Origin of the sequence: Streptomyces monticola (genome assembly GCF_042665355.1) — a bacterium.
GTDB lineage: Bacteria > Actinomycetota > Actinomycetes > Streptomycetales > Streptomycetaceae > Streptomyces > Streptomyces monticola.
Genome location: NZ_JBHTCF010000001.1, coordinates 255,821 through 275,133, shown reverse-complemented (window position 1 = coordinate 275,133; position 19,313 = coordinate 255,821). Strand labels below are relative to the sequence as shown.

Below are 19,313 nucleotides of genomic sequence, written 5' to 3'. Positions count from 1 at the left end.
CTCAGCCCGCCGGGACCATCGTGGCCAGGGCGTCCTTCACGGACTGCACCTGCGGGCCGATGATCACCTGCACGTTGTGGGCGTCGAGCTTGACCACGCCGACGGCGCCGAGCTTCTTCAGGCGGGCCTCGTCGACCCGCTCGGCGTCCTCGACGGTCATCCGCAGGCGGGTGATGCAGTTGTCCAGGGACGTGATGTTGCCGGGGCCGCCGATGGCTTCGAGGATCGCGACGGCGTCGTACTTGCCGGCGATCAGCTCACGCTGCGGGGCGGCTTCCCCTGCCCCGTCCGCGGGCTCGTCCTCGGGCTCCTGCGCGTCCGGCTCCGGCTCATCACGGCCCGGCGTCTTCAGATTGAACTTCACGATCGCCCAGCGGAACAGGAAGTAGTACGCCGCGAACCAGATCGCGGCGATCACCGGCACCAGATACCACTTGGTGGTGGTGCCCTGCAGAACGCCGAAGACCAGCCAGTCGATGACATTGCCGTCGGTGTTGCCGATGAAGACGCCGAGCACGGCGGCGGTGAGGAAGCCGAGGCCGACGAGGACCGCGTGGATCAGATACAGCCAGGGGGCGATGAAGAGGAACAGGAACTCGAGCGGCTCGGTGATACCGCCGACGACACAGGCCACGACGCCGGAGATGAGCAGCGCCTTGATCTCGGGCCGCATCTTCCTGTGGGCGCAGTGGTACATGGCGAGCGCTGCGCCCGGCAGTCCGCCGAGGTAGACGGCCATCTTGCCCTGGGAGAGGAAGTGCGTGGCGGTGGTGACATCGCCGGTGGGTGCGGCCTTGCAGTTGAGCTGGGCGTAGAAGAGGTTGAGCGCGCCGCTGACCTGCTCGCCGCAGACCGCGCCCGCGCCGCCCACGTCGGTGAAGCGGAACATGGCGACCAGGATGTGGTGCAGGCCGATGGGGCGAAGGAGCACTTCGCCCATGCCGAAGAAGAACGGGCCGAAGACCCCGGCGTGCCCGATGCCGCGGCCGACGGCGGTGATCCAGGAGTTGAAGGTCGGCCAGAGCAGCGGGATGAGCAGGCCGACGGCGCTCAGGACGAGCGCGGAGATGATCGGCACGAAGCGCAGACCGCCGAAGAAGGCGAGCGCGTCCGGCATCTTCTGGGTGCGGAAGCGGCGGTGCAGTACGGCCACGATGACGCCGACGGCGACGGCGCCGAGAAGCCCGGTGTCGATGGACTCGACGCCCAGGACATCGGCGATGCCGTAGTGGGCTATCGCCTTCTCGTCCTTGAAGTCGACGCCCTTGGCGGTGAGGAGAAAATTCACCGCGAGGTTCATGGCGGCGAAGCCGACGAAGCCGGAGAACGCGGCGACGCCCTTGTCCTCGCGGGCGAGGCCGAGCGGGATGGCCATCGCGAAGAGGACCGGCAGGAACTTGAAGGCCACCAGGCCGGTGTTGGCCATCCAGGTGAAGACCAGATGGAAGCCCTCGCCCTTGAGGAAGGTGAGATTGCCGGTGACGGCGTCGCTGGAGAGCGAGGAGCCGATACCGAGCATGATCCCGCAGAAGGCGAGCAGCGCCACGGGCAGCATGAAGGTCTTGCCGAGGCCCTGAAGGAACTCCCAGAGGGCGGCCTTGGTCTTCTTCACAGTGGTGATCTCTCAGAACTATGGGGGCCGGGGCGCGCTCCTTCCCCCGCGCACACCTCGATCAAGAGTACGAGCCGTTTCGGTCACACCCTGCCCGGGATACGACTCTCACCAAAGGGCCAAAGGTCCTGCTCAGGCCGCTCACATCCGGCCCTGCGGGGCTGCCCGGGGCCCGCTCCCTCTACAGCCGGATCTCCTACGGCGGCATCATCCTCGGCATGGACGGGGCGGCCGCCGAAGCCACCGTCGGCCGACCCCCGCACCACGTCCCCGAACAAGGAAGTGACGGTCATGAACCTCCTCGACGACGCCCGCGCCCTCCAGAGCGATCTGGTCCGGCTGCGCCGCACCCTGCACAGCGCACCCGAGACCGGCCTCGAACTGCCCCGCACACAGGAGACGGTGCTCTCCGAACTCGACGGCCTGGGCCTTGAGTTGAGCACCGGGAAGTCCGTCTCCTCGGTCACGGGCGTGCTGCGCGGCGCGCGCCCGGGACCCACCGTCCTGCTCCGCGGCGACATGGACGCGCTGCACGTCGCCGAGCGCACCGGCCTGGACTTCGCCGCGGACAACGGCAAGATGCACGCCTGCGGCCACGATCTGCACACCACGATGCTCACGGGCGCCGCCCGGCTGCTGGCGTCGCACCGTGAACAGCTCGCCGGGGACGTGGTGTTCATGTTCCAGCCGGGCGAGGAGGGCTACGACGGCGCCCGGCACATGGTCGACGAGGGCGTCCTCGACGCCTCCGGCACCCGCGCCTCGCACGCGTACGCCATCCACGTCATGTCGGCCGGTTTCGAGACCGGCCGCTTCTCCACCCGCGGCGGCACGGCCCTCGCCGCCTCCAACATCCTGACGGTCACCGTGCGCGGCGCCGGCGGCCACGGCTCGATGCCGCACCGCGCCAAGGATCCGGTGCCGGCGGCCTGCGAGATGGTCACCGCGCTGCAGGCCTGGATCTCGCGCTCCTTCGACGTGTTCGACCCGGTGATCCTGACCGTGGGCCTCTTCCAGGCGGGCACCCAGACGAATGTCATCCCCGACACGGCGACCTTCAAGGCCACCGTGCGCTCCTTCTCGCCCACCGCGCAGGCCCTGGTCAAGGACGGCACGGTGCAGGTGTGCCGGGGCATCGCCGCCGCGCACGGTCTCGAAGTCGACGCGCGGTTCGACGAGTTGTACCCGGTGACGGTGAACGACGCCGCCGAGGCCGAGTTCGCCGCGCACACCGTGGCCGAGCTGCACGGCGAGGAGCGTTACGCGCCGATGGACAAGCCGCTGGCCGGTGCGGAGGACTTCTCCCGGGTGGTCGCCGAGGTGCCCGGCGCGATGCTGGTGCTCGGCGCCACCCCACGGGGCGCCGACCCGGCGACCGCCCCGAACAACCACTCCCCGCTGGCCGCGTTCGACGAGAGCGTACTGGCCGACGGCGCGGCGCTCTACGCGGAACTCGCGGCCCGCCGCCTCGCGGACTGACTCGACCCGGGGGGCTCGTCCCGCTGACTCGTCCCCGGGGGCTGGCCTGCTGCTCTGCCCCGGGGACTGGCCCGCTGACTCTGCCCCGGCGGACTGGTCGGCTACCTCCGTCCCGGGGACCGGCCAGCTGACTCTCCCCCGGCGGACTGGTCGGCCACCCCCATCCCGGTGGCCGGACCGACTGACACCGCCCCGGGGGGCTGGCCCGCTGCTCTGCCCCGGGGACTGGCCCGCTGACTCTGCCCCGGCGGACTGGTCGGCTACCTCCGTCCCGGGGACCGGCCGACTGACACCGCCCCGGCGGGCTGGTCGGCTACCTCCGTCCCGGGGACCGGCCGACTGACACCGCCCCGGGGGCTACACGGTGGGCAGCAGCCGTCCCGAGTCCGGCTGTTGCCCGTCGCCCGCCGGGTCGTTGACCGCCACACTGCCCTTGCGCCAGTGCTTCCAGCCCACGTTCCAGTCGCCGTAGCCGTTGTCGAAGGGCGTCATGTCCTCGCCGTAGCCGTTCACGACCTGGACGAGGTCCCCCGGGCGCACCGTGTCGTAGAACCAGGCCGCGTCATCGGTCGACATCCCGGTGCAGCCGTGGCTGACGTCGGCGGAGCCCTGGGACGCCACGGACCAGGGCGCGGCATGCACGTACTCGCCGCTCCAGGTGACGCGCGTCGCGTAGTGGACGGGCAGGTTGAAGTAGTCGCCGCTGCCCCGGGCGATGCCGATGGACTCGCCGCGCATCCGCACGAAGCGCTCCTTGCCGAGGACCACCTTGATGCCGCCGCGGGTGCGGTAGCCGGGCTTTCCGGTGGTGACCGGGATGGTGCGGATGACGCGTCCGTTGCGCTTGACGGTCATCTCGTGCTCCGCCACGTCGGTGACCGCCTCGATCCGGTCGCCCGTCCTGATCCGCAGCGGCGCCGAACGGCCGCCCACCAGACGGTCGTTGACCTTGACGCCGTCGAGCCCGCTGCGCAGGGTGATCCGGGCGCGCGCGGGCCAGTACGTACGGGGCCGGTAGTGCAGCGTGGAGCTGTCCACCCAGTGCCAGGTGCCGTCGACGCGCGGTGTGGACGTCACGTGCAGCGAGCGCTCGACGAGGGCCCGCGCCGCCCGGTCCCGCTTCGGCACGGGATGGCTGAGGTCAGCGGTGAGCGGCTGCCCCACCCCGTACGTACCGGACTCGGGACCGAAGTGGGCGGTGAGGGTGTGCGCGGCGCGCGGGGGCGCGGTGGCGAAGCCCATGGCGCCGCGCACGGGGCTGCCGTCCGGGAGTTCGGCGTCGACGAGGACGGTGTAGCGGTCGTCGGCGCGCAGCGGACCCGTGCGCTCCCAGCGGCGGCCGTCGGGGCTCAGCCGCCCCGCGACCCGGCGGCCCCGCGCGTCCGTCACGGACACATCGATCAGCAGCCCCGGTGAGTTCAGGGCGACGTCGAGCGCACCGGTCGGATCCGAAAGGAGCTGTCTGGACGCCTTGGGGGACCCCTGCCGGGACGTCGCGTACGTCGCTCCCCGGGCGGCCCCCTGAGGGGCGGCCTCCTGGACGGCGGCTCCCGGCCCGGCCACTCCCGGCCCGGCCGCTCCCTGCCCGGCCACTCCCTGCCCGGCCGCTGCCGGCCGGGCAGCCCGCAGCCGTTCCTCGCGCCGGACGCCCGCCGAGTCCGCGCAGGCCGCACCACGGCCCACGATCACCGGGCACACACCGGCGGCGCCCCGGCCGAGCAGACTGCGCCCGACCACGACATCGAGCGCCGCGTCCTCCTCGGGCCCAACTCCCTTGTGGGCGCCGGGCGCTGCCGCCGTGATCAGGAGCACTCCCAGCACCGCGGACCCGAGCCCGCACGCCTTCACCCGTGGCCGCACCGCACACCCTCCACCGTCGTTCACACCGTTCCCGCCTGGTCCCGAGCATCAAAGCCGGTTCCGGGCCGAAAAGATGATCAATGCGCCGGTGTTGCCCCCGAAAGGCCCAGCGGACGACACGAACGCACTAGCCGGGGGGCCGTCCGGAGAAGAGTTCGTCGAGGTGCCGGTCGAGCATCCGCAGCGCCTGCCGCTTCGTGTGGACGTCGAGCACGATGTACGTGCTGAGCCCCTCGACCAGACAGATGAGCCGCATCGCCTCGTCCTCGGGGTCACGACCCTCGGCCAGCTCGCCGTCGGCGCGGGCCCGGCTCAGCTGGTCCGCGAAGAAGGCGCGCAGCTGCGGAATGCCTTCCTGGGCCAGGCCGCGCAGCGCCTCGTCGTGCACGGCACGCATGAAGTAGGCGACGCCCACGAGATAGCCGGTACGGCTCTTGTCGTCGAGCGGCATCATGCCGCGCAGGCACTCGCGCAGGATGTCCCGGGGCGTGGCCGTCCCGCCCAGGGCCTCGATCCGCTCCCGGATGCGCTGGTCGGCGAGGCCGTTGATGCGCTGCAGGGCGAAGAGCAGCATCTCGTCCTTGGTGCGGAAGTAGTGCTGCAGCTGGCCGAGGGAGATATCGGCCCCGGCGGCGACATCGCGCAGACTCGCGCCCTCCAGGCCCTTGGTGCTGGCGATCCGGAAGAGCGCCTCCGCGATGGCCTGGCGTCGGGCCTCGTGATCCACCTGCTTGGGCACCGGTCGCTCCCTCTCCCTGGATCCCCCTTTGACAAGTCACCCGTATTGTATAACCTGGACTTATCCAATACGACTGACTTGGAACGTACGAGGACACGTACGGGCACACGTACATGGACGCGTACGAGCACACGTACATGGACGCGTACGAGGCCACGTACGAGATACGAGAACGGGGGACCCTCCATGCCCGCCCACGCCCTGCCGCCCGGGCTCCGCCCGCCGCGCCATCGCGTCGACCCGCGCGCCCGGCGCTGGTGGACCGTGCAGGCGCTGCTCTCCTTCAGCGGACCGCTGCTGCTCACGGCCGTCGCGCTGCTCGTGTGCGCGCTGCTGTTCTTCGCCGGTGCGCTGCCCTGGCTCGGCCCACTGGTGCTCGTCGTGCTCGTGCTGCCCGCGCTCGGCTATCTGCTCGTGATGCCGCGCCGGCGCCATGCCGTGCACGCCTGGGAGTTGGGCAGCGAAGCGGTGTACGCGGCGAGCGGCTGGTACTGGCAGCGGCGCCGGATCGCGCCCCTCTCCCGGGTGCAGACCGTGGACACGGTGCGCGGCCCCGTGCAGCGGCGATACGGCCTGGCGACGGTGACCGTCACCACCGCGTCCACGGCGGGCGACATCAGGATCGCGGGCCTGTCCGACGCCGACGCGGAAGAGCTGTCGCGGCTGATCGGGCACGCCGCCCAGGCCGTACCGGGTGATGCCGCATGAACACCCCCGCCCCGCACCCGGACGCTCCCGGGCACCCGGACTCCCCCTCGCGCCCCGGCGCCTCCTCGCATCCGGCCACCCCCGAGCCCCCGGCGACCGCCGCGCACCCCGGCGCCCTCAGGCACCCGGACACCGCCCCGCACCCGGACGCCTCCGGGGGCCCGGACATCCCCTGGCGGCGGCTCGACCGGCGCGCCCTGCTCGTGCACTGCGGCTGGCTCGGCGCACCGGTCGGCTCCCTCGCCCTGACCGCGCTCGCCACCGGCGGCCGGATCGGCACCGGCGCCTGGATCACCCTGGCCTGTGTCGCGGTCGCGTTCGCGGCGGTCACCGTGATCGGCCTCGCGCACTGGGCGCGCACCGACTACCGCGTCACCGCCGACTCCCTCGACGTGCACACGGGCCTGATCACGCGGCGCCTGCGCTCCGTTCCGCTGCGCCGTATCCGCACCGTCGACCTCACCGCGACACCCCTGCACCGGCTGCTCGGCGTGACCGTGCTGCGGGCCGGAACGGCCGGATCGGGCGGCGGCCGCAGCGAGTTGACCCTCGAAGCGCTCTCCGTGCGCGAAGCGCGGCGGCTGCGCGCGGAGCTGCTCGCACACGCCGACACCCGGGCGCCGGCGGACGGCCCGCTGGTCTCGCGGTTCAACTGGCGCTGGCTGCGCTACGCCCCGCTCACGTTCTGGGTGGCCGGTGGTGTCCTCACCGCGGCGGGCGCCGCCTACCGCGTCCTCGACGGCATCGGCATCGAGGTCTGGCAACTGCCGTTCGTCCAGCGGGCGTTCCGTGAGTTCGGCGCGAGCATGCTGTGGCTCACCGTCCCGGCCGCACTGCTCGGCATCCTCGCCCTCGGCTCGCTCGGCGCCCTCGTCCTGTACGTCGAGAACTGGTGGAACTACCGCCTGGAGTGGACCGAAAGCCGCACCCTGAGCGTACGCCGAGGCCTCCTGACCACCCGCTCGGTGACCATCGAACGGGCCCGCCTGCGCGGTGCGGCGCTGCGCGAGCCGCTGCTCCTGAGGGCCGGCGGCGGCGCGCTCGTCAAAGCGGTCGCGGGCGGCCTCGGCAACCGCGAGGACAACCGCCGCCGAAGCGCCCTGCTGCCCCCCGCACCCCGCGCGGAGGCCGTCCGCGTGGCCTCCGGCACGCTCCGGTCCCCTTTCCCCGAACCGGAGCTGGCACCCCACCCGAAGGCCGCGCTGCGCCGTCGCCGGATGCGGGGCCTGCTGTTCGTGGTGGTCCCCGGCACCCTCGCCCTCACCGTGCTCGGCGCCCTGCTCACCCCCGCACTCCTGCACTGCGCCTGGATCTACGCGCTGGTCGCGACGCCGGTCGTGCTGTGGCTCGCCAGGGACGCGTACCGGAGTCTGGGGCACGCGCTGCACGGCCCCCATCTGGTGGTCCGCTCGGGCACGTTCAGCCGGGACACGGTGGTGCTGCGGCGCGAGGCGGTCGCCGCGTGGACGTTCTCCAGCTCGCCGTTCACCCGGCGGGCGGGGCTCGTGACGCTCACCGCGGCGGTCGCGGCTGGCGAGGACGGCTACCGCGTCGCGGACCTGTGCGCGGCCACGGCCCCGGCCTTCGCGGCCCAGGCGGCACCGGGCATCGTGGAGGAGTTCCTGGAACGCCCGACGCCCTGACGGCCTCGCGGCCTCGCGGCCTCGCGGTCCGGAAAACGGTTCGCGGGGCGGGCCCCGGCCTTGTTACGGTGCTCGCATGGGTATTTCTGTAACCAAGTGACTCCTGGTGTGCCGTCCGGCGACGGCACGGAAGCGTCCTGACTTCCGTCCACCCCGCCCCCTGGCGCGGGGTCACTTGGAGTACCCACTTCATGAACACCTTTCCGCAGGCGAGCCCTGCCCCGCGGCCTGTGCACAAGCACCGCACGGCAGCCCTCGCCCTCCTCTCCCTCCTGCAGTTCCTGATCGCGATCGACGTCACGGTCGTGAATGTCGCCCTGCCGTCCATCGGCGCGCAGTTCGGTGCCGACGCGGCCGCCCTGTCCTGGGTCGTCACCGGTTACACCCTGGTCGGCGGTGGCCTGCTGCTGCTCGGCGGGCGGCTCACCGATCTGCTCGGGCGGCGCCGGATGTTCCTGCTCGGCGCCGCCCTGTTCGCGGCGGCCTCGCTCGTCGCGGGGCTCGCGCCGAGCCTGGAGGCGCTGGTCGCCGCCCGGTTCGCACAGGGCGCGGGCGAGGCACTCGCCTCCCCCGCCGCCCTCTCCCTGATCGCCCTGCTCTACCCGGGCCCCGAGGAACGCGCCAAGGCGCTCGGCGTCTGGGGCACGATCTCGGCGGGCGGTCTCGTCGTCGGCGTCCTGCTCTCCGGCGTCCTCACCCAACTCCTGCACTGGCGCTGGATCTTCGGGATCAACGTGCCGCTCGCGGCCGCCGTGCTGCTGCTCACCCCGGTGCTCGTACGGCCCGACAGCAGGCGCACCCGTACCGGGAGGCTCGATCTGCCGGGCGCGGCGCTCCTGACGGCGGGCCCGCTCGCCGTGGTCTACGGCGTCCTGGAGCGGGACGTACCGGCGGTGGTCGTGGGCGTGGCGCTGCTCGGCGCCTTCGTGGCGGTCGAGGCGCGCGCCAAGTCCCCGCTCGTGCCGCTCTCGTTCTTCGCGCACCGCACCCGCGCGGTGGCGAACGGGGCGACCGTACTCCTGAGCGCCGCGCTCTCGGCGACGTTCTACCTGCTCACGCTCTATCTCCAGCAGGCCATGCGACTGGAGCCGCTGCAGGCGGGGTTGGCGTATCTGCCGTTCTGCGCGGCGCTGCTCGCGGCGATCTCGCAGGTGTCCCGGCTGATCGGCACCCTCGGCACACGCCGCACCGCGCTGCTCGGCCTCGCGCTCACCGGCGCCGGGCTCGCCTGGCTCGCCCGGCTGCCCGAGCACGGCTCGTACGCCGCCGACGTACTGCCCGGCATGATCGGCGTCGCGGCCGGCATGGGCATCGGTCTGGTCGCCCTGCAGAACGCGGCCCTGCAAGGCGTCACCGAACACGACGCGGGCACCGCCGCCGGAGTGCAGCGCTCGGTGGACCAGCTCGGCGGCTCTCTCGGCCTCGCGGTCCTGGTGGGCCTGGCCGCCGGGGGCGCGGCCCAAGTGAGCGGATTCCGGGCGGCGTTCGCCTGGGCGCTGCTCGGGGTGGTGATCGCGGGCGCGGGCATGTGGGCCCTGGCCCGCGAGCGCGAAGTCAGGACCGGCTGAGCACACCCGGGCCCGCGCTGAACCGCACGGAGCAGACGTCCTCGGCCTCGGCGTGCACCGCGAGGCCGAGGCGCTCGCTCAGCGCGGGCACGAGCTCGTACAGGCGGATCCGGTCCTCGGGGGTGTACGCGGGCCAGTTCGCCACGCCACGGCGGGCGAGCCCGTCGCCGACGTACCGCACGATCTCGGCACGGAAGCGCAGCTCCTCGTCCGGCCTCATCGGCGAGGGCACCAACTCGCCTTCCGCGTCCGGCACTTCGCGCACGTTGTAGAGCTCACGGACCACGACAACTCCTCGAAGCTGGAACGACGAAACAAAGGAAAGGACACAAAGGGCACAAAGGGCGGAATCGACAGTCGGGCCGTACCCCGGGATCATCCCGGGGTACGGCCCGACTCAGGCCTGCGGCAGTGCCTACTTGCGGATCAGGCTCCGCAGCACGTACTGCATGATGCCGCCGTTGCGGTAGTAGTCCGCCTCACCGGGGGTGTCGATGCGGACGACCGCGTCGAACTCCACACCGGAGTCGGTGGTGACCTTGACCGTGCGCGGCGTGGTGCCGTTGTTCAGCTCGGTGACGCCCTCGAAGGAGAAGGTCTCCTCGCCGGTCAGACCGAGGGACTCGGCCGTGGCGCCCTCCGGGAACTGCAGCGGCAGTACGCCCATGCCGATGAGGTTCGAGCGGTGGATGCGCTCGTACGACTCGGCGATGACGGCCTTCACACCGAGGAGCGCGGTGCCCTTGGCGGCCCAGTCGCGGGACGAGCCGGAGCCGTACTCCTTGCCGGCCAGGACGACCAGCGGGGTGCCCTGCTCGATGTAGTTGCGCGAGGCGTCGTAGATGAACGACACCGGGGCGTCGTCCTTCGTGAAGTCGCGGGTGAAGCCGCCCTCGGTGCCCGGCGCGATCTGGTTGCGCAGGCGGATGTTGGCGAACGTGCCGCGGATCATGACCTCGTGGTTACCACGGCGCGAGCCGTAGGAGTTGAAGTCACGACGCTCCACACCGTGCTCGGTGAGGTACTTGCCGGCCGGGGTGTCGGCCTTGATGGCACCGGCGGGCGAGATGTGGTCGGTGGTGACCGAGTCGCCCAGCTTGGCCAGGACGCGGGCACCCGAGATGTCCGCGACCGGAGCCGGCTCCATCTCCATGCCCTCGAAGTACGGGGGCTTGCGGACGTAGGTCGACTCGGCGTCCCACTCGAAGGTGTTGCCGGTGGGGATGGAGAGCGCCTGCCACTGGGCGTCGCCCGCGAACACGTCGGAGTAGGACTTGTTGAACATGTCCTCGCCGATGGCGTTCGCCACGACGTCGTTGACCTCGGCCTCGGACGGCCAGATGTCCTCGAGGTAGACCGGCTTGCCGTCCTGGTCGGTGCCCAGGGCGTCCTTGGTGATGTTCACCTTCATCGAGCCGGCGAGGGCGTACGCGACGACCAGCGGCGGGGACGCCAGGTAGTTCATCTTGACGTCGGGGTTGATCCGGCCCTCGAAGTTACGGTTGCCGGAGAGCACCGAAGTCACGGCCAGGTCGTGCTCGTTGACCGCCTTGGAGACCTCCTCGGGCAGCGGGCCCGAGTTGCCGATGCAGGTGGTGCAGCCGTAGCCGACGAGGTTGAAGCCGACCTTGTCGAGGTAGGGGGTGAGCCCCGCCTTGTCGAAGTAGTCGGTGACGACCTTGGAGCCCGGGGCGAGGGTGGTCTTGACCCACGGCTTGCGGGTCAGGCCCTTCTCGACGGCCTTCTTCGCGACGAGCGCGGCGGCGACCATCACGTACGGGTTCGAGGTGTTGGTGCAGGACGTGATCGCCGCGACGGTGACGGCACCGTGGTCGATCTCGTACGTCGAGCCGTCGGGGGCCGTGACGGTCGTCGGGTTCGACGGCACGCCGTTGGTGTGCGCCGGGGCGTCGGACGCCGGGAAGGACTCCTTGCCGGCCTCCTCGTCATCGGTGACGTAGTTGCGTACGTCGACGGCGAACTGCTGCGCGGCGTTCGCGAGGACGATGCGGTCCTGCGGGCGCTTCGGGCCGGCGATGGAGGGGACGACCGTGGAGAGGTCGAGTTCCAGCTTCTCGGAGAAGTCCGGCTCGGCGGCCGGGTCGAGCCAGAGGCCCTGCTCCTTGGCGTACGCCTCGACGAGCGCGAGCTGCTGCTCGTCGCGGCCGGTCAGCTTCAGGTACTTGATGGTCTCGTCGTCGATCGGGAAGATCGCGGCGGTGGAGCCGAACTCCGGCGACATGTTGCCGATGGTGGCGCGGTTGGCGAGGCTCGTGGCCGCCACACCCTCGCCGTAGAACTCCACGAACTTGCCGACGACACCGTGCTTGCGCAGCATCTCGGTGATCGTGAGCACCAGGTCGGTGGCGGTGGTGCCGGGCTTGAGCTCACCGGTCAGCTTGAAGCCGACGACGCGCGGGATGAGCATCGAGACCGGCTGGCCCAGCATCGCGGCCTCGGCCTCGATACCGCCGACACCCCAGCCCAGGACGCCCAGGCCGTTGACCATCGTGGTGTGCGAGTCGGTGCCGACGAGGGTGTCGGGGTACGCCTGGCCGTTACGGACCATGACCGTGCGCGCGAGGTGCTCGATGTTGACCTGGTGCACGATGCCGGTGCCGGGCGGGACGACCTTGAACTCGTCGAAGGCGGTCTGGCCCCAGCGCAGGAACTGGTAGCGCTCCTTGTTGCGGCCGTACTCCAGCTCCACGTTCTGGCCGAAGGCTTCGGCCGTGCCGAACTTGTCGGCGATCACGGAGTGGTCGATGACCAGCTCGGCCGGGGCCAGCGGGTTGATCTTCGCCGGGTCACCGCCGAGCTCCTTGACGGCCTCACGCATGGTGGCGAGGTCCACGACACAGGGCACACCGGTGAAGTCCTGCATGATCACGCGGGCCGGCGTGAACTGGATCTCCTGGCTGGGCTGGGCCTGCGAGTCCCAGCCGCCCAGGGCACGGATGTGGTCGGCGGTGATGTTGGCGCCGTCCTCCGTGCGGAGCAGGTTCTCCAGCAGGACCTTGAGGCTGTAGGGAAGGCGAGCAGAGCCCTCGACCTTGTCCAGCCTGAAGATCTCGTACGACTCGTCGCCCACGCGCAGCGTGCTGCGGGCGTCGAAGCTGTTCGCCGACACGACAGTCTCCTTCATATATGTGCGCGTACCACCGCAATCCTGCCGCCACACTCTCCGGCCGATCCGCTAAGGTAGGGCTAAGTTAGGTAACCCTTACCGGCTTGGGCGGCTGCGGTGTGCCTCGGCAGATATCTCGATGTCGAGATAACTCTAGTACATGCCGGGTGCTTGGTCATGCCCTGCCCCGGCCGAACCTGCCCAACAACCGGAGAACCGGCCATGAACTCCTGGCTCGTCGCGCTCCTCTCCGCCGCGGGCGGGCTCGTGCTGTTGTGGCTGCTCGCCCTGGCCGCGCTCGTTCTCGTCCGGCCCCGCGGCGGGCTGCTCGCCGAGGCCGTCCGGCTCCTGCCCGATCTGCTCCGGCTGATCCGGCGCCTGGCCCGTGACCGGACCCTGCCGCGCGGGGTGCGCGTCCGGCTCTGGCTGCTGCTCGGCTATCTGGCGCTGCCCGTCGACCTCGTACCCGACTTCATTCCGGTCCTCGGGTACGCCGACGACGCGATCGTGGCCGCGGTCGTGCTGCGCTCGGTCGTACGGGCCGCCGGACCCCGGGCCATCGAGGAGCACTGGCCGGGCACCCCTACGGGACTCGCCGCGGTGCGCAGGCTCGCGGGACTTCAGTAGGTACGGCGCCTTCAGCAGGTACGTCACCTTAGGTACGTCACCTTCAGCAGGTACGGCGCCGGGCGCCGCGCGGGTACCGGCCCGGCCCGCGGTAGGCCGGGCCGGTTCGGGGTACCCGGCCGGCGATCGCCGGGCACCTCCCGGGTACCCGGACGAGACGGAAGGAGACCTCGGCATGGCCCTCACGTTCCGCAAGAGCTTCCGGATACTGCCGGGCGTCCGGCTCAACATCAACCGGCGCTCCTGGTCGATCACCACCGGGGGACGGCACGGCCCCCGCCGCACCCGCAGCAGCACGGGGCGGCGCACCACGTCGATGGATCTGCCGGGCCCCTTCGGCTGGCGCCGCACCCGCACCGCGCGCAGGCACGGATCGCGGCACGGCTTCCGGCACGGGCTGCTGCGCCGCCACTGAGCCACGATGCCGCCCGCGACCTTCGGATCACCCACCCCCTACTTTGGTCGCCGCACCTCGATCCCCTTGGCCGATACGGGGGTTGACCCGGTCTTCCTAGCCTGGCCGCATGAGCGTCGAAGCACAGGCGAACGTCCCGGCCGGGGCACGGCCGGCCAAGGTCACCGAAGTCAAGCAGCCACAGTGGGTGCCCTTCGCCCTGGCCGTGATCGGCACCGGCGCGGGGTTCGCGGTGAAGCACCTGGCGCAGTGGCTCGTGACCCTGCCCCGCGCCCCGTTCAAGGGCCCGGCCGAGACCCTCACCGCGGTGCCCGAGCCGTGGCTCACGGTCGGCCTGCTCGTCGCGGGCGCCGTCGTGGGTCTGCTGGCGGGATTCATCATCCTGCACGAGGAGCTGGCCGTGCGGGTCGCCGCCGACCGCGTGGTGCTCTCCCGCGCGGACAGCCCGAGGGAGTTCGCACGCGGTCAGGTCGCAATGGCCGCTCGCGACGGCAAGGATCTGGTGCTCATCGGAACCGGCGGCGAGCAGCTGGCCCGCGAGGAGTGCGACTTCACGGCACGCCGCCTGGCCGCCGCCTTCACCACACACGGCTACGCATGGGCGGCCGCCGATCCGCACGCCGGCGACTTCAGGCGCTGGGTGCCGGACACTCCGGGCCTTCCTGCGGGTGCGGACGCCCTGTTCAAGGCCCGCGAAAAGGCGCTCGAACGCTCCGACGGCACCTCCGACGCCCGTGAGCTGCACGAGGAACTGGCCAGGCTCGGCGTCTACGTACGGGACTCGAAGAGCCGTCAGTACTGGCGCGTGACCGTCAGTACTGGCGCCTGACCCAAGCGGCCCGGTCGCAGAAGGCGAAGGCCCGGTCGCAGAAGGCGAAGGCCCGATCGCTGAAGGCGGAGGGCTGATCCGCGGCAGAAGGCGGGAGGCCGATCCGCATGTGACCATCGGGGCATGTTCTCCGGTGCGCACATGATCCTCTACTCACAGGACGCCGACGCCGACCGGGCGTTCATCAAGGACGTCCTCGGCTTCGACCATGTCGACGCGGGCCACGGCTGGCTGATCTTCAAGCTGCCGCCCGCCGAGGTCGCGGTCCACCCGACCGACGACGAGCCGAAGCACGAGTTCTATCTGATGTGCGACGACCTCGACGCCGTACTCGCCACGATGGCCGAACGCGGGGTCGAGGTGACCCGGCCGGTGACCGAGGCGCGGTGGGGGCGGCTCACCGCGGTGCGGCTGCCCAGCGGCTCCGAACTGCCGCTGTACCAACCGCTGCATCCGGTCGCGCACAGCCTCTGAGGGCCAGGTAACTCGAAAGGACCCCTCCGTTTTTCTTTATCTCACATCCGATATACGGTCACGCCATGGCAGACGACTACCTCGAACGCATCGGCAAGCTCATCCGTGACGCCCGTCAGCACCGGGGCTGGACCCAGTCACAGCTCGCCGAGGCGCTCGGTACCAGCCAGAGCGCCGTCAACCGCATTGAACGCGGGAATCAAAACATCAGCCTTGAGATGATCGCCCGAATCGGTGAAGCTCTCGACAGCGAGATCGTCTCTCTGGGCTACGCAGGACCCATGCATCTGCGGGTGGTCGGCGGGCGCCGGCTCTCCGGGTCCATCGACGTAAAGACGAGCAAGAACGCCTGCGTGGCGCTGCTGTGCGGCTCCCTGCTCAACAAGGGCCGCACCGTCCTTCGCCGGGTCGCCCGGATCGAAGAGGTCTTCCGGATCCTGGAAGTCCTGAACTCCATCGGGGTGCGCAGCCGGTGGATCAATGACGGCGTCGACCTGGAGATCGTGCCCCCGGCCGAGCTCGACATGGACGCGATCGACGAGGAGGCCGCGCGCCGCACCCGTTCGATCATCATGTTCCTGGGTCCGCTGCTGCACCGCATGGACCGCTTCAAGCTGCCCTACGCCGGCGGCTGCGACCTCGGCACCCGCACCATCGAGCCGCACATGATCGCGCTGCGCCGCTTCGGCCTCGACATCACCGCGACCGAGGGCATCTACCACGCGGAGGTGGAGCGCAGCTCGCCGGACCGCCCGATCGTCCTGACCGAGCGCGGCGACACGGTGACCGAGAACGCGTTGCTCGCCGCCGCCCGCCACGACGGCGTCACGGTCATCCGCAACGCCTCGTCCAACTACATGGTCCAGGACCTCTGCTTCTTCCTTGAGGCGCTCGGCGTCAAGGTCGACGGCATCGGCACCACCACGCTGACCGTGCACGGCGTACCGACCATCGACGTGGACGTGGACTACTCACCGTCCGAGGACCCGGTGGAGGCGATGAGCCTGCTCGCCGCCGCCGTGGTCACCGAGTCCGAACTCACCATCCGGCGCGTGCCGATCGAGTTCATGGAGATCGAGCTGGCCGTCCTGGAGGAGATGGGCCTCGACCAGGACCGCTCCGCGGAGTACGCCGCCGACAACGGCCGGACGCGGCTTGTGGACCTGACCGTGCGCCCCTCCAAGCTGGAGGCGCCGATCGACAAGATCCACCCGATGCCGTTCCCCGGTCTGAACATCGACAACGTCCCGTTCTTCGCGGCCATCGCGGCCGTCGCCCAGGGCAAGACGCTGATCCATGACTGGGTCTACGACAACCGCGCGATCTATCTGACCGACCTCAACCGCCTCGGCGGGCGTCTGCAGCTCCTCGACCCGCACCGCGTCCTGGTCGAGGGCCCGACCCGCTGGCGGGCCTCCGAGATGATGTGCCCGCCGGCGCTGCGTCCGGCCGTGGTCGTGCTGCTCGGGATGATGGCGGCCGAGGGCACCTCGGTCCTGCGCAATGTGTATGTCATCAACCGTGGCTACGAAGACCTCGCCGAGCGCCTCAACTCGGTGGGCGCGCAGATCGAGACGTTCCGCGACATCTGAGTCCTGACGGTCCCCTGGGGCGGGCGGGTGCGACACGCACCCGCCCGCTCCTTTTGGTCTGGACCTGACTCTTGCCCCCGGTGCCGCTCTGCGGTGAAGCTCCCCCCATGGAGCTCGAGTTGCGGCATCTCAAGACGGTACGAGCGATCGCCGACGCGGGCAGCCTCACCCGGGCCGCCACCGCGCTCGGCCTCGCACAGCCGGCACTCAGCACCCAGCTGAAGCGCATCGAACGCGCCCTGGGCGGCCCGCTGTTCGAGCGCGGCAGGCACGGGGTGCGGACCACTCCGCTCGGTGAACTGGTCCTGGCCCGGGCCCGGATCGTGCTTCCCGCGGTGAGCGAACTGCAGCAGGAGGCGGTGCGGTTCGCGCACGCCTGGCGGCAGCAGGGCGTGCTCCGGCTCGGCGGTACCCACGGGCCGCTGCTCGGCGGCCTGGTGGACCGGATCGCGGACGCCGCCCCCGGACTGCGGGTCACCACCCGGACGTCCTGGTCGGAACGGGAGATCGCCGAGTCGGTGGTGGAAGGGCGGCTCGACTTCGCGCTGATCGGCGCGTGCGGCAGCGCTCCGCCGCCGGGGGCCGGACACCTGATGTGGCGGGAGGTCGGCGTCGACCCGGTCTTCGCGATGCTGGCCACGGACCATCCGCTGGCCGGACGCCCGCAGGTGGCCCTCGCCGAACTGGCCGCCGAGGCCTGGACGGACGTGCCGGGTGACGGCTGCTTCGCCGACTGCTTCACGGCGGCGTGCGCGCGGGCCGGCTTCACCCCGGCCGGTGTGTACGAGACGGACACCGCGTCCTGTGTGCATCTGGTGCAGGTCGGCCGGGCGGTCGGCCTGTGCCGGGCGACCTTCCCCACGACGCCGGGCCTGGTGACGCGGCCGCTCACCGGCACCCCGCTGACCTGGCGGCATCTGCTCGGCTGGCATCCGGCCGCGCAGGACCAGGCCACCGCCGCCACCGTCTTCACGCAGACCTGTGCCGCGCACGCCGCGGCCGCCGCCCGCAGCGACAGCTACACCTCCTGGCTGACCTCCCGCGCCACCGCGGCGCCCGCGTTCCATAACGTCGGGGAAGGGGTCAACTGACAGCTCCCGCACGGCATTCGGCCACTTCTACGGTGACGGCACCTCCCCCACGAATTCGAGACACCGACATCGAGACATCGACATCGAGACACCGGGGTCATCGAAATCGAGGCACAGCAACCGAGGCACCGAATCCGAGGAGACAGCCCCCATGCTCCCCAAGCTCCACCTCCCCCTGCTTCACATCCCCCTCTTCCACAGACGCTCGACCGCCGTGTGCGCGGCCCTCGCCGCGGTCGGCGCCCTCGCACTGGCAGGACCCGCCACGGCGCAGACCGCTCCCCCGCCCGCGCCGACGGCCGCCGACACCCTCGGCGTCGCACACACCTCCCCCGCAGTACTCGACGCGATGCGGCGCGACCTCGGCCTGACCCGCGCCCAGGCCGAGGACCGGCTCGTCAACGAGGCCGCGGCGGGTGCCGTCGCCGGCCGCCTCCGCCTCGCCATCGGCCGCGACTTCGCCGGTGCCTGGGTGCACGGCGCCGACTCCGGGCGCCTCACCGTGGCCACCACCGACCCGGCCGATGTCAGCGCCATCGAGGAGAAGGGCGCACGCGCCGAGGTCGTACGGCACACGCTGTCCCGCCTCGACGCGGCGAAGGCCCGCCTCGACCGGGCGGCGCGCACCACGGACACCCGGGACGCACCGGTCTGGTACGTGGACGTCCGCGCCAACTCCCTTGTGGTGCAGGCCCTCAAGCGCACGGCGGCGGAGAAGCTCATCACCGGGGCGGGCCTCGACCGGTCCCTCGTCCGGATCGACACCACCTCGCAGCAGCCGCGTGCGCTGTACGACCTGCGGGGCGGCGACGCGTACTACATGGGCGGCAGCGGCCGCTGCTCCGTGGGCTTCCCCATCACCAAGGGCGCCCAGCAGGGCTTCGCCACCGCGGGCCACTGCGGCCGCCCCGGCACCACCACCACCGGCTACAACCAGGTCGCCCAGGGCAGCTTCCAGGCCTCCATCTTCCCCGGCAACGACATGGCCTGGGTGGGCACCAACTCCCAGTGGACCGCGACGCCCTACGTGAAGGGCCAGGGCGGCGCGAACGTGGGAGTGACCGGCTCGACCCAGCAGCCGGTGGGCGCTTCCATCTGCCGCTCGGGCTCCACCACGGGCTGGCACTGCGGCACCATCCAGCAGCACAACACCAGCGTCACCTACCCCGAGGGCACCATCAACGGCGTCACCCGCACCACGGTGTGCGCCGAGCCCGGCGACTCCGGCGGCTCCTACATATCGGGCAGCCAGGCGCAGGGCGTCACCTCGGGCGGTTCGGGCAACTGCCGCACCGGCGGCACGACCTTCCACCAGCCGATCAACCCGATCCTGCAGCAGTACGCCCTCACCCTGAAGACGACCACGGGCGGCGGCGACCCGGGCGACCCCGGGGACCCGGGCGGCACCTGGGCCGCGGGCAAGGTCTACTCGGCGGGCGACACGGTCACCTACGGCGGCGCCACCTACCGCTGCCTGCAAGGGCACCAGGCGCAGCCCGGCTGGGAGCCCCCGAACACACCTGCACTGTGGCAGCGGGTGTGACGGTCA

General features: G+C 71.3%; 16 protein-coding genes. 11 read left to right on the top strand and 5 right to left on the bottom strand.

From position 1 onward, the window contains the following. Position 1 precedes the first annotated feature (1 nt). Positions 2–1,612: a maltose/glucose-specific PTS transporter subunit IIBC gene (malX, locus tag ACFQVC_RS01115; protein WP_381825394.1), complete on the bottom strand. Its 1,611-nt coding sequence runs from the start codon at positions 1,610–1,612 to the stop codon at positions 2–4. 291 nt (positions 1,613–1,903) lie between these two features. Here malX and ACFQVC_RS01110 point away from each other — a divergent pair, with 291 nt between their 5' ends. After that, complete coding sequence (locus ACFQVC_RS01110; RefSeq protein WP_381825392.1) at positions 1,904–3,091, top strand: M20 metallopeptidase family protein; 1,188 nt, start codon at positions 1,904–1,906, stop codon at positions 3,089–3,091. Between the two features lie 357 nt (positions 3,092–3,448). Here ACFQVC_RS01110 and ACFQVC_RS01105 read toward each other — a convergent pair whose 3' ends face one another. Together ACFQVC_RS01105 and ACFQVC_RS01100 are read right to left on the bottom strand one after the other, a co-directional pair. Then, the gene (locus ACFQVC_RS01105) at positions 3,449–4,684 is read right to left on the bottom strand and encodes a L,D-transpeptidase (RefSeq protein ID WP_381827024.1); all 1,236 of its coding nucleotides are present in this window, start codon (positions 4,682–4,684) and stop codon (positions 3,449–3,451) included. Positions 4,685–5,078: 394 nt separating this feature from the next. Next, a complete protein-coding gene (locus tag ACFQVC_RS01100) occupies positions 5,079–5,690 on the bottom strand; it encodes a TetR/AcrR family transcriptional regulator (RefSeq protein WP_381825390.1) in 612 nt (203 codons plus the stop codon). Positions 5,691–5,876: 186 nt separating this feature from the next. On the opposite strand from ACFQVC_RS01100, the gene ACFQVC_RS01095 reads away from it, so the two are divergent. The 3 genes from ACFQVC_RS01095 to ACFQVC_RS01085 all read left to right on the top strand — a co-directional run bounded on the left by ACFQVC_RS01095 (position 5,877) and on the right by ACFQVC_RS01085 (position 9,609). Then, positions 5,877–6,398 (top strand): PH domain-containing protein, encoded by a 522-nt coding sequence (locus ACFQVC_RS01095; protein WP_381825388.1) that lies wholly within the window; start codon positions 5,877–5,879, stop codon positions 6,396–6,398. Beyond that, the gene (locus ACFQVC_RS01090) at positions 6,395–8,041 is read left to right on the top strand and encodes a PH domain-containing protein (protein ID WP_381825386.1); all 1,647 of its coding nucleotides are present in this window, start codon (positions 6,395–6,397) and stop codon (positions 8,039–8,041) included. The genes ACFQVC_RS01095 and ACFQVC_RS01090 overlap by 4 nt, the downstream gene beginning before the upstream one ends. A gap of 191 nt (positions 8,042–8,232) precedes the next feature. Next, positions 8,233–9,609, top strand: coding sequence for an MFS transporter (locus ACFQVC_RS01085; RefSeq protein WP_381825384.1), 1,377 nt, complete (start codon positions 8,233–8,235; stop codon positions 9,607–9,609). Here the strand turns inward: ACFQVC_RS01085 and ACFQVC_RS01080 are convergent. After that, positions 9,596–9,895, bottom strand: coding sequence for a hypothetical protein (locus tag ACFQVC_RS01080; RefSeq protein ID WP_381825382.1), 300 nt, complete (start codon positions 9,893–9,895; stop codon positions 9,596–9,598). The two genes, ACFQVC_RS01085 and ACFQVC_RS01080, sit on opposite strands and share 14 nt — an antisense overlap. Before the next feature lie 129 nt (positions 9,896–10,024). After that, positions 10,025–12,739 (bottom strand): aconitate hydratase AcnA, encoded by a 2,715-nt coding sequence (gene acnA, locus ACFQVC_RS01075; RefSeq protein WP_381825380.1) that lies wholly within the window; start codon positions 12,737–12,739, stop codon positions 10,025–10,027. Between the two features lie 219 nt (positions 12,740–12,958). Between acnA and ACFQVC_RS01070 the strand changes: the two genes are divergently transcribed. From ACFQVC_RS01070 to ACFQVC_RS01040, 7 genes are all read left to right on the top strand, one after another. Continuing rightward, positions 12,959–13,363 carry a YkvA family protein gene (locus tag ACFQVC_RS01070; protein ID WP_381825378.1) on the top strand — a complete coding sequence of 135 codons (405 nt, stop codon included), beginning with the start codon at positions 12,959–12,961 and terminating at the stop codon, positions 13,361–13,363. A 175-nt stretch (positions 13,364–13,538) separates the two neighbouring features. Further along, positions 13,539–13,778 (top strand): DUF4236 domain-containing protein, encoded by a 240-nt coding sequence (locus ACFQVC_RS01065; RefSeq protein ID WP_381825376.1) that lies wholly within the window; start codon positions 13,539–13,541, stop codon positions 13,776–13,778. A gap of 109 nt (positions 13,779–13,887) precedes the next feature. Further along, positions 13,888–14,607, top strand: coding sequence for a YqeB family protein (locus tag ACFQVC_RS01060; RefSeq protein ID WP_381825374.1), 720 nt, complete (start codon positions 13,888–13,890; stop codon positions 14,605–14,607). Positions 14,608–14,730: 123 nt separating this feature from the next. Continuing rightward, on the top strand, positions 14,731–15,081 hold the full coding sequence (locus ACFQVC_RS01055) for a VOC family protein (protein ID WP_381825372.1): 351 nt from the start codon (positions 14,731–14,733) through the stop codon (positions 15,079–15,081). Between the two features lie 65 nt (positions 15,082–15,146). Then, a complete protein-coding gene (locus ACFQVC_RS01050; RefSeq protein ID WP_381825370.1) occupies positions 15,147–16,673 on the top strand; it encodes a helix-turn-helix domain-containing protein in 1,527 nt (508 codons plus the stop codon). A 107-nt stretch (positions 16,674–16,780) separates the two neighbouring features. After that, entirely contained in the window at positions 16,781–17,764 is a 984-nt protein-coding gene (locus tag ACFQVC_RS01045; RefSeq protein ID WP_381825368.1) for a LysR family transcriptional regulator, read from the top strand. Between the two features lie 151 nt (positions 17,765–17,915). Next, positions 17,916–19,307, top strand: coding sequence for a carbohydrate-binding protein (locus ACFQVC_RS01040; RefSeq protein WP_381825366.1), 1,392 nt, complete (start codon positions 17,916–17,918; stop codon positions 19,305–19,307). Positions 19,308–19,313: the final 6 nt, after the last annotated feature.

Excerpts from the sequence above, each read along its gene's own strand:
- ACFQVC_RS01040 (WP_381825366.1), top strand. The coding sequence starts at position 17,916 with ATGCTCCCCAAGCTCCACCTCCCCCTGCTTCACATCCCCCTCTTCCAC.
- ACFQVC_RS01070 (WP_381825378.1), top strand. The coding sequence starts at position 12,959 with ATGAACTCCTGGCTCGTCGCGCTCCTCTCCGCCGCGGGCGGGCTCGTG.
- ACFQVC_RS01060 (WP_381825374.1), top strand. The coding sequence starts at position 13,888 with ATGAGCGTCGAAGCACAGGCGAACGTCCCGGCCGGGGCACGGCCGGCC.
- ACFQVC_RS01110 (WP_381825392.1), top strand. The coding sequence starts at position 1,904 with ATGAACCTCCTCGACGACGCCCGCGCCCTCCAGAGCGATCTGGTCCGG.
- ACFQVC_RS01055 (WP_381825372.1), top strand. The coding sequence starts at position 14,731 with ATGTTCTCCGGTGCGCACATGATCCTCTACTCACAGGACGCCGACGCC.
- ACFQVC_RS01090 (WP_381825386.1), top strand. The coding sequence starts at position 6,395 with ATGAACACCCCCGCCCCGCACCCGGACGCTCCCGGGCACCCGGACTCC.
- ACFQVC_RS01095 (WP_381825388.1), top strand. The coding sequence starts at position 5,877 with ATGCCCGCCCACGCCCTGCCGCCCGGGCTCCGCCCGCCGCGCCATCGC.
- ACFQVC_RS01065 (WP_381825376.1), top strand. The coding sequence starts at position 13,539 with ATGGCCCTCACGTTCCGCAAGAGCTTCCGGATACTGCCGGGCGTCCGG.
- ACFQVC_RS01045 (WP_381825368.1), top strand. The coding sequence starts at position 16,781 with ATGGAGCTCGAGTTGCGGCATCTCAAGACGGTACGAGCGATCGCCGAC.
- ACFQVC_RS01085 (WP_381825384.1), top strand. The coding sequence starts at position 8,233 with ATGAACACCTTTCCGCAGGCGAGCCCTGCCCCGCGGCCTGTGCACAAG.
- ACFQVC_RS01050 (WP_381825370.1), top strand. The coding sequence starts at position 15,147 with ATGGCAGACGACTACCTCGAACGCATCGGCAAGCTCATCCGTGACGCC.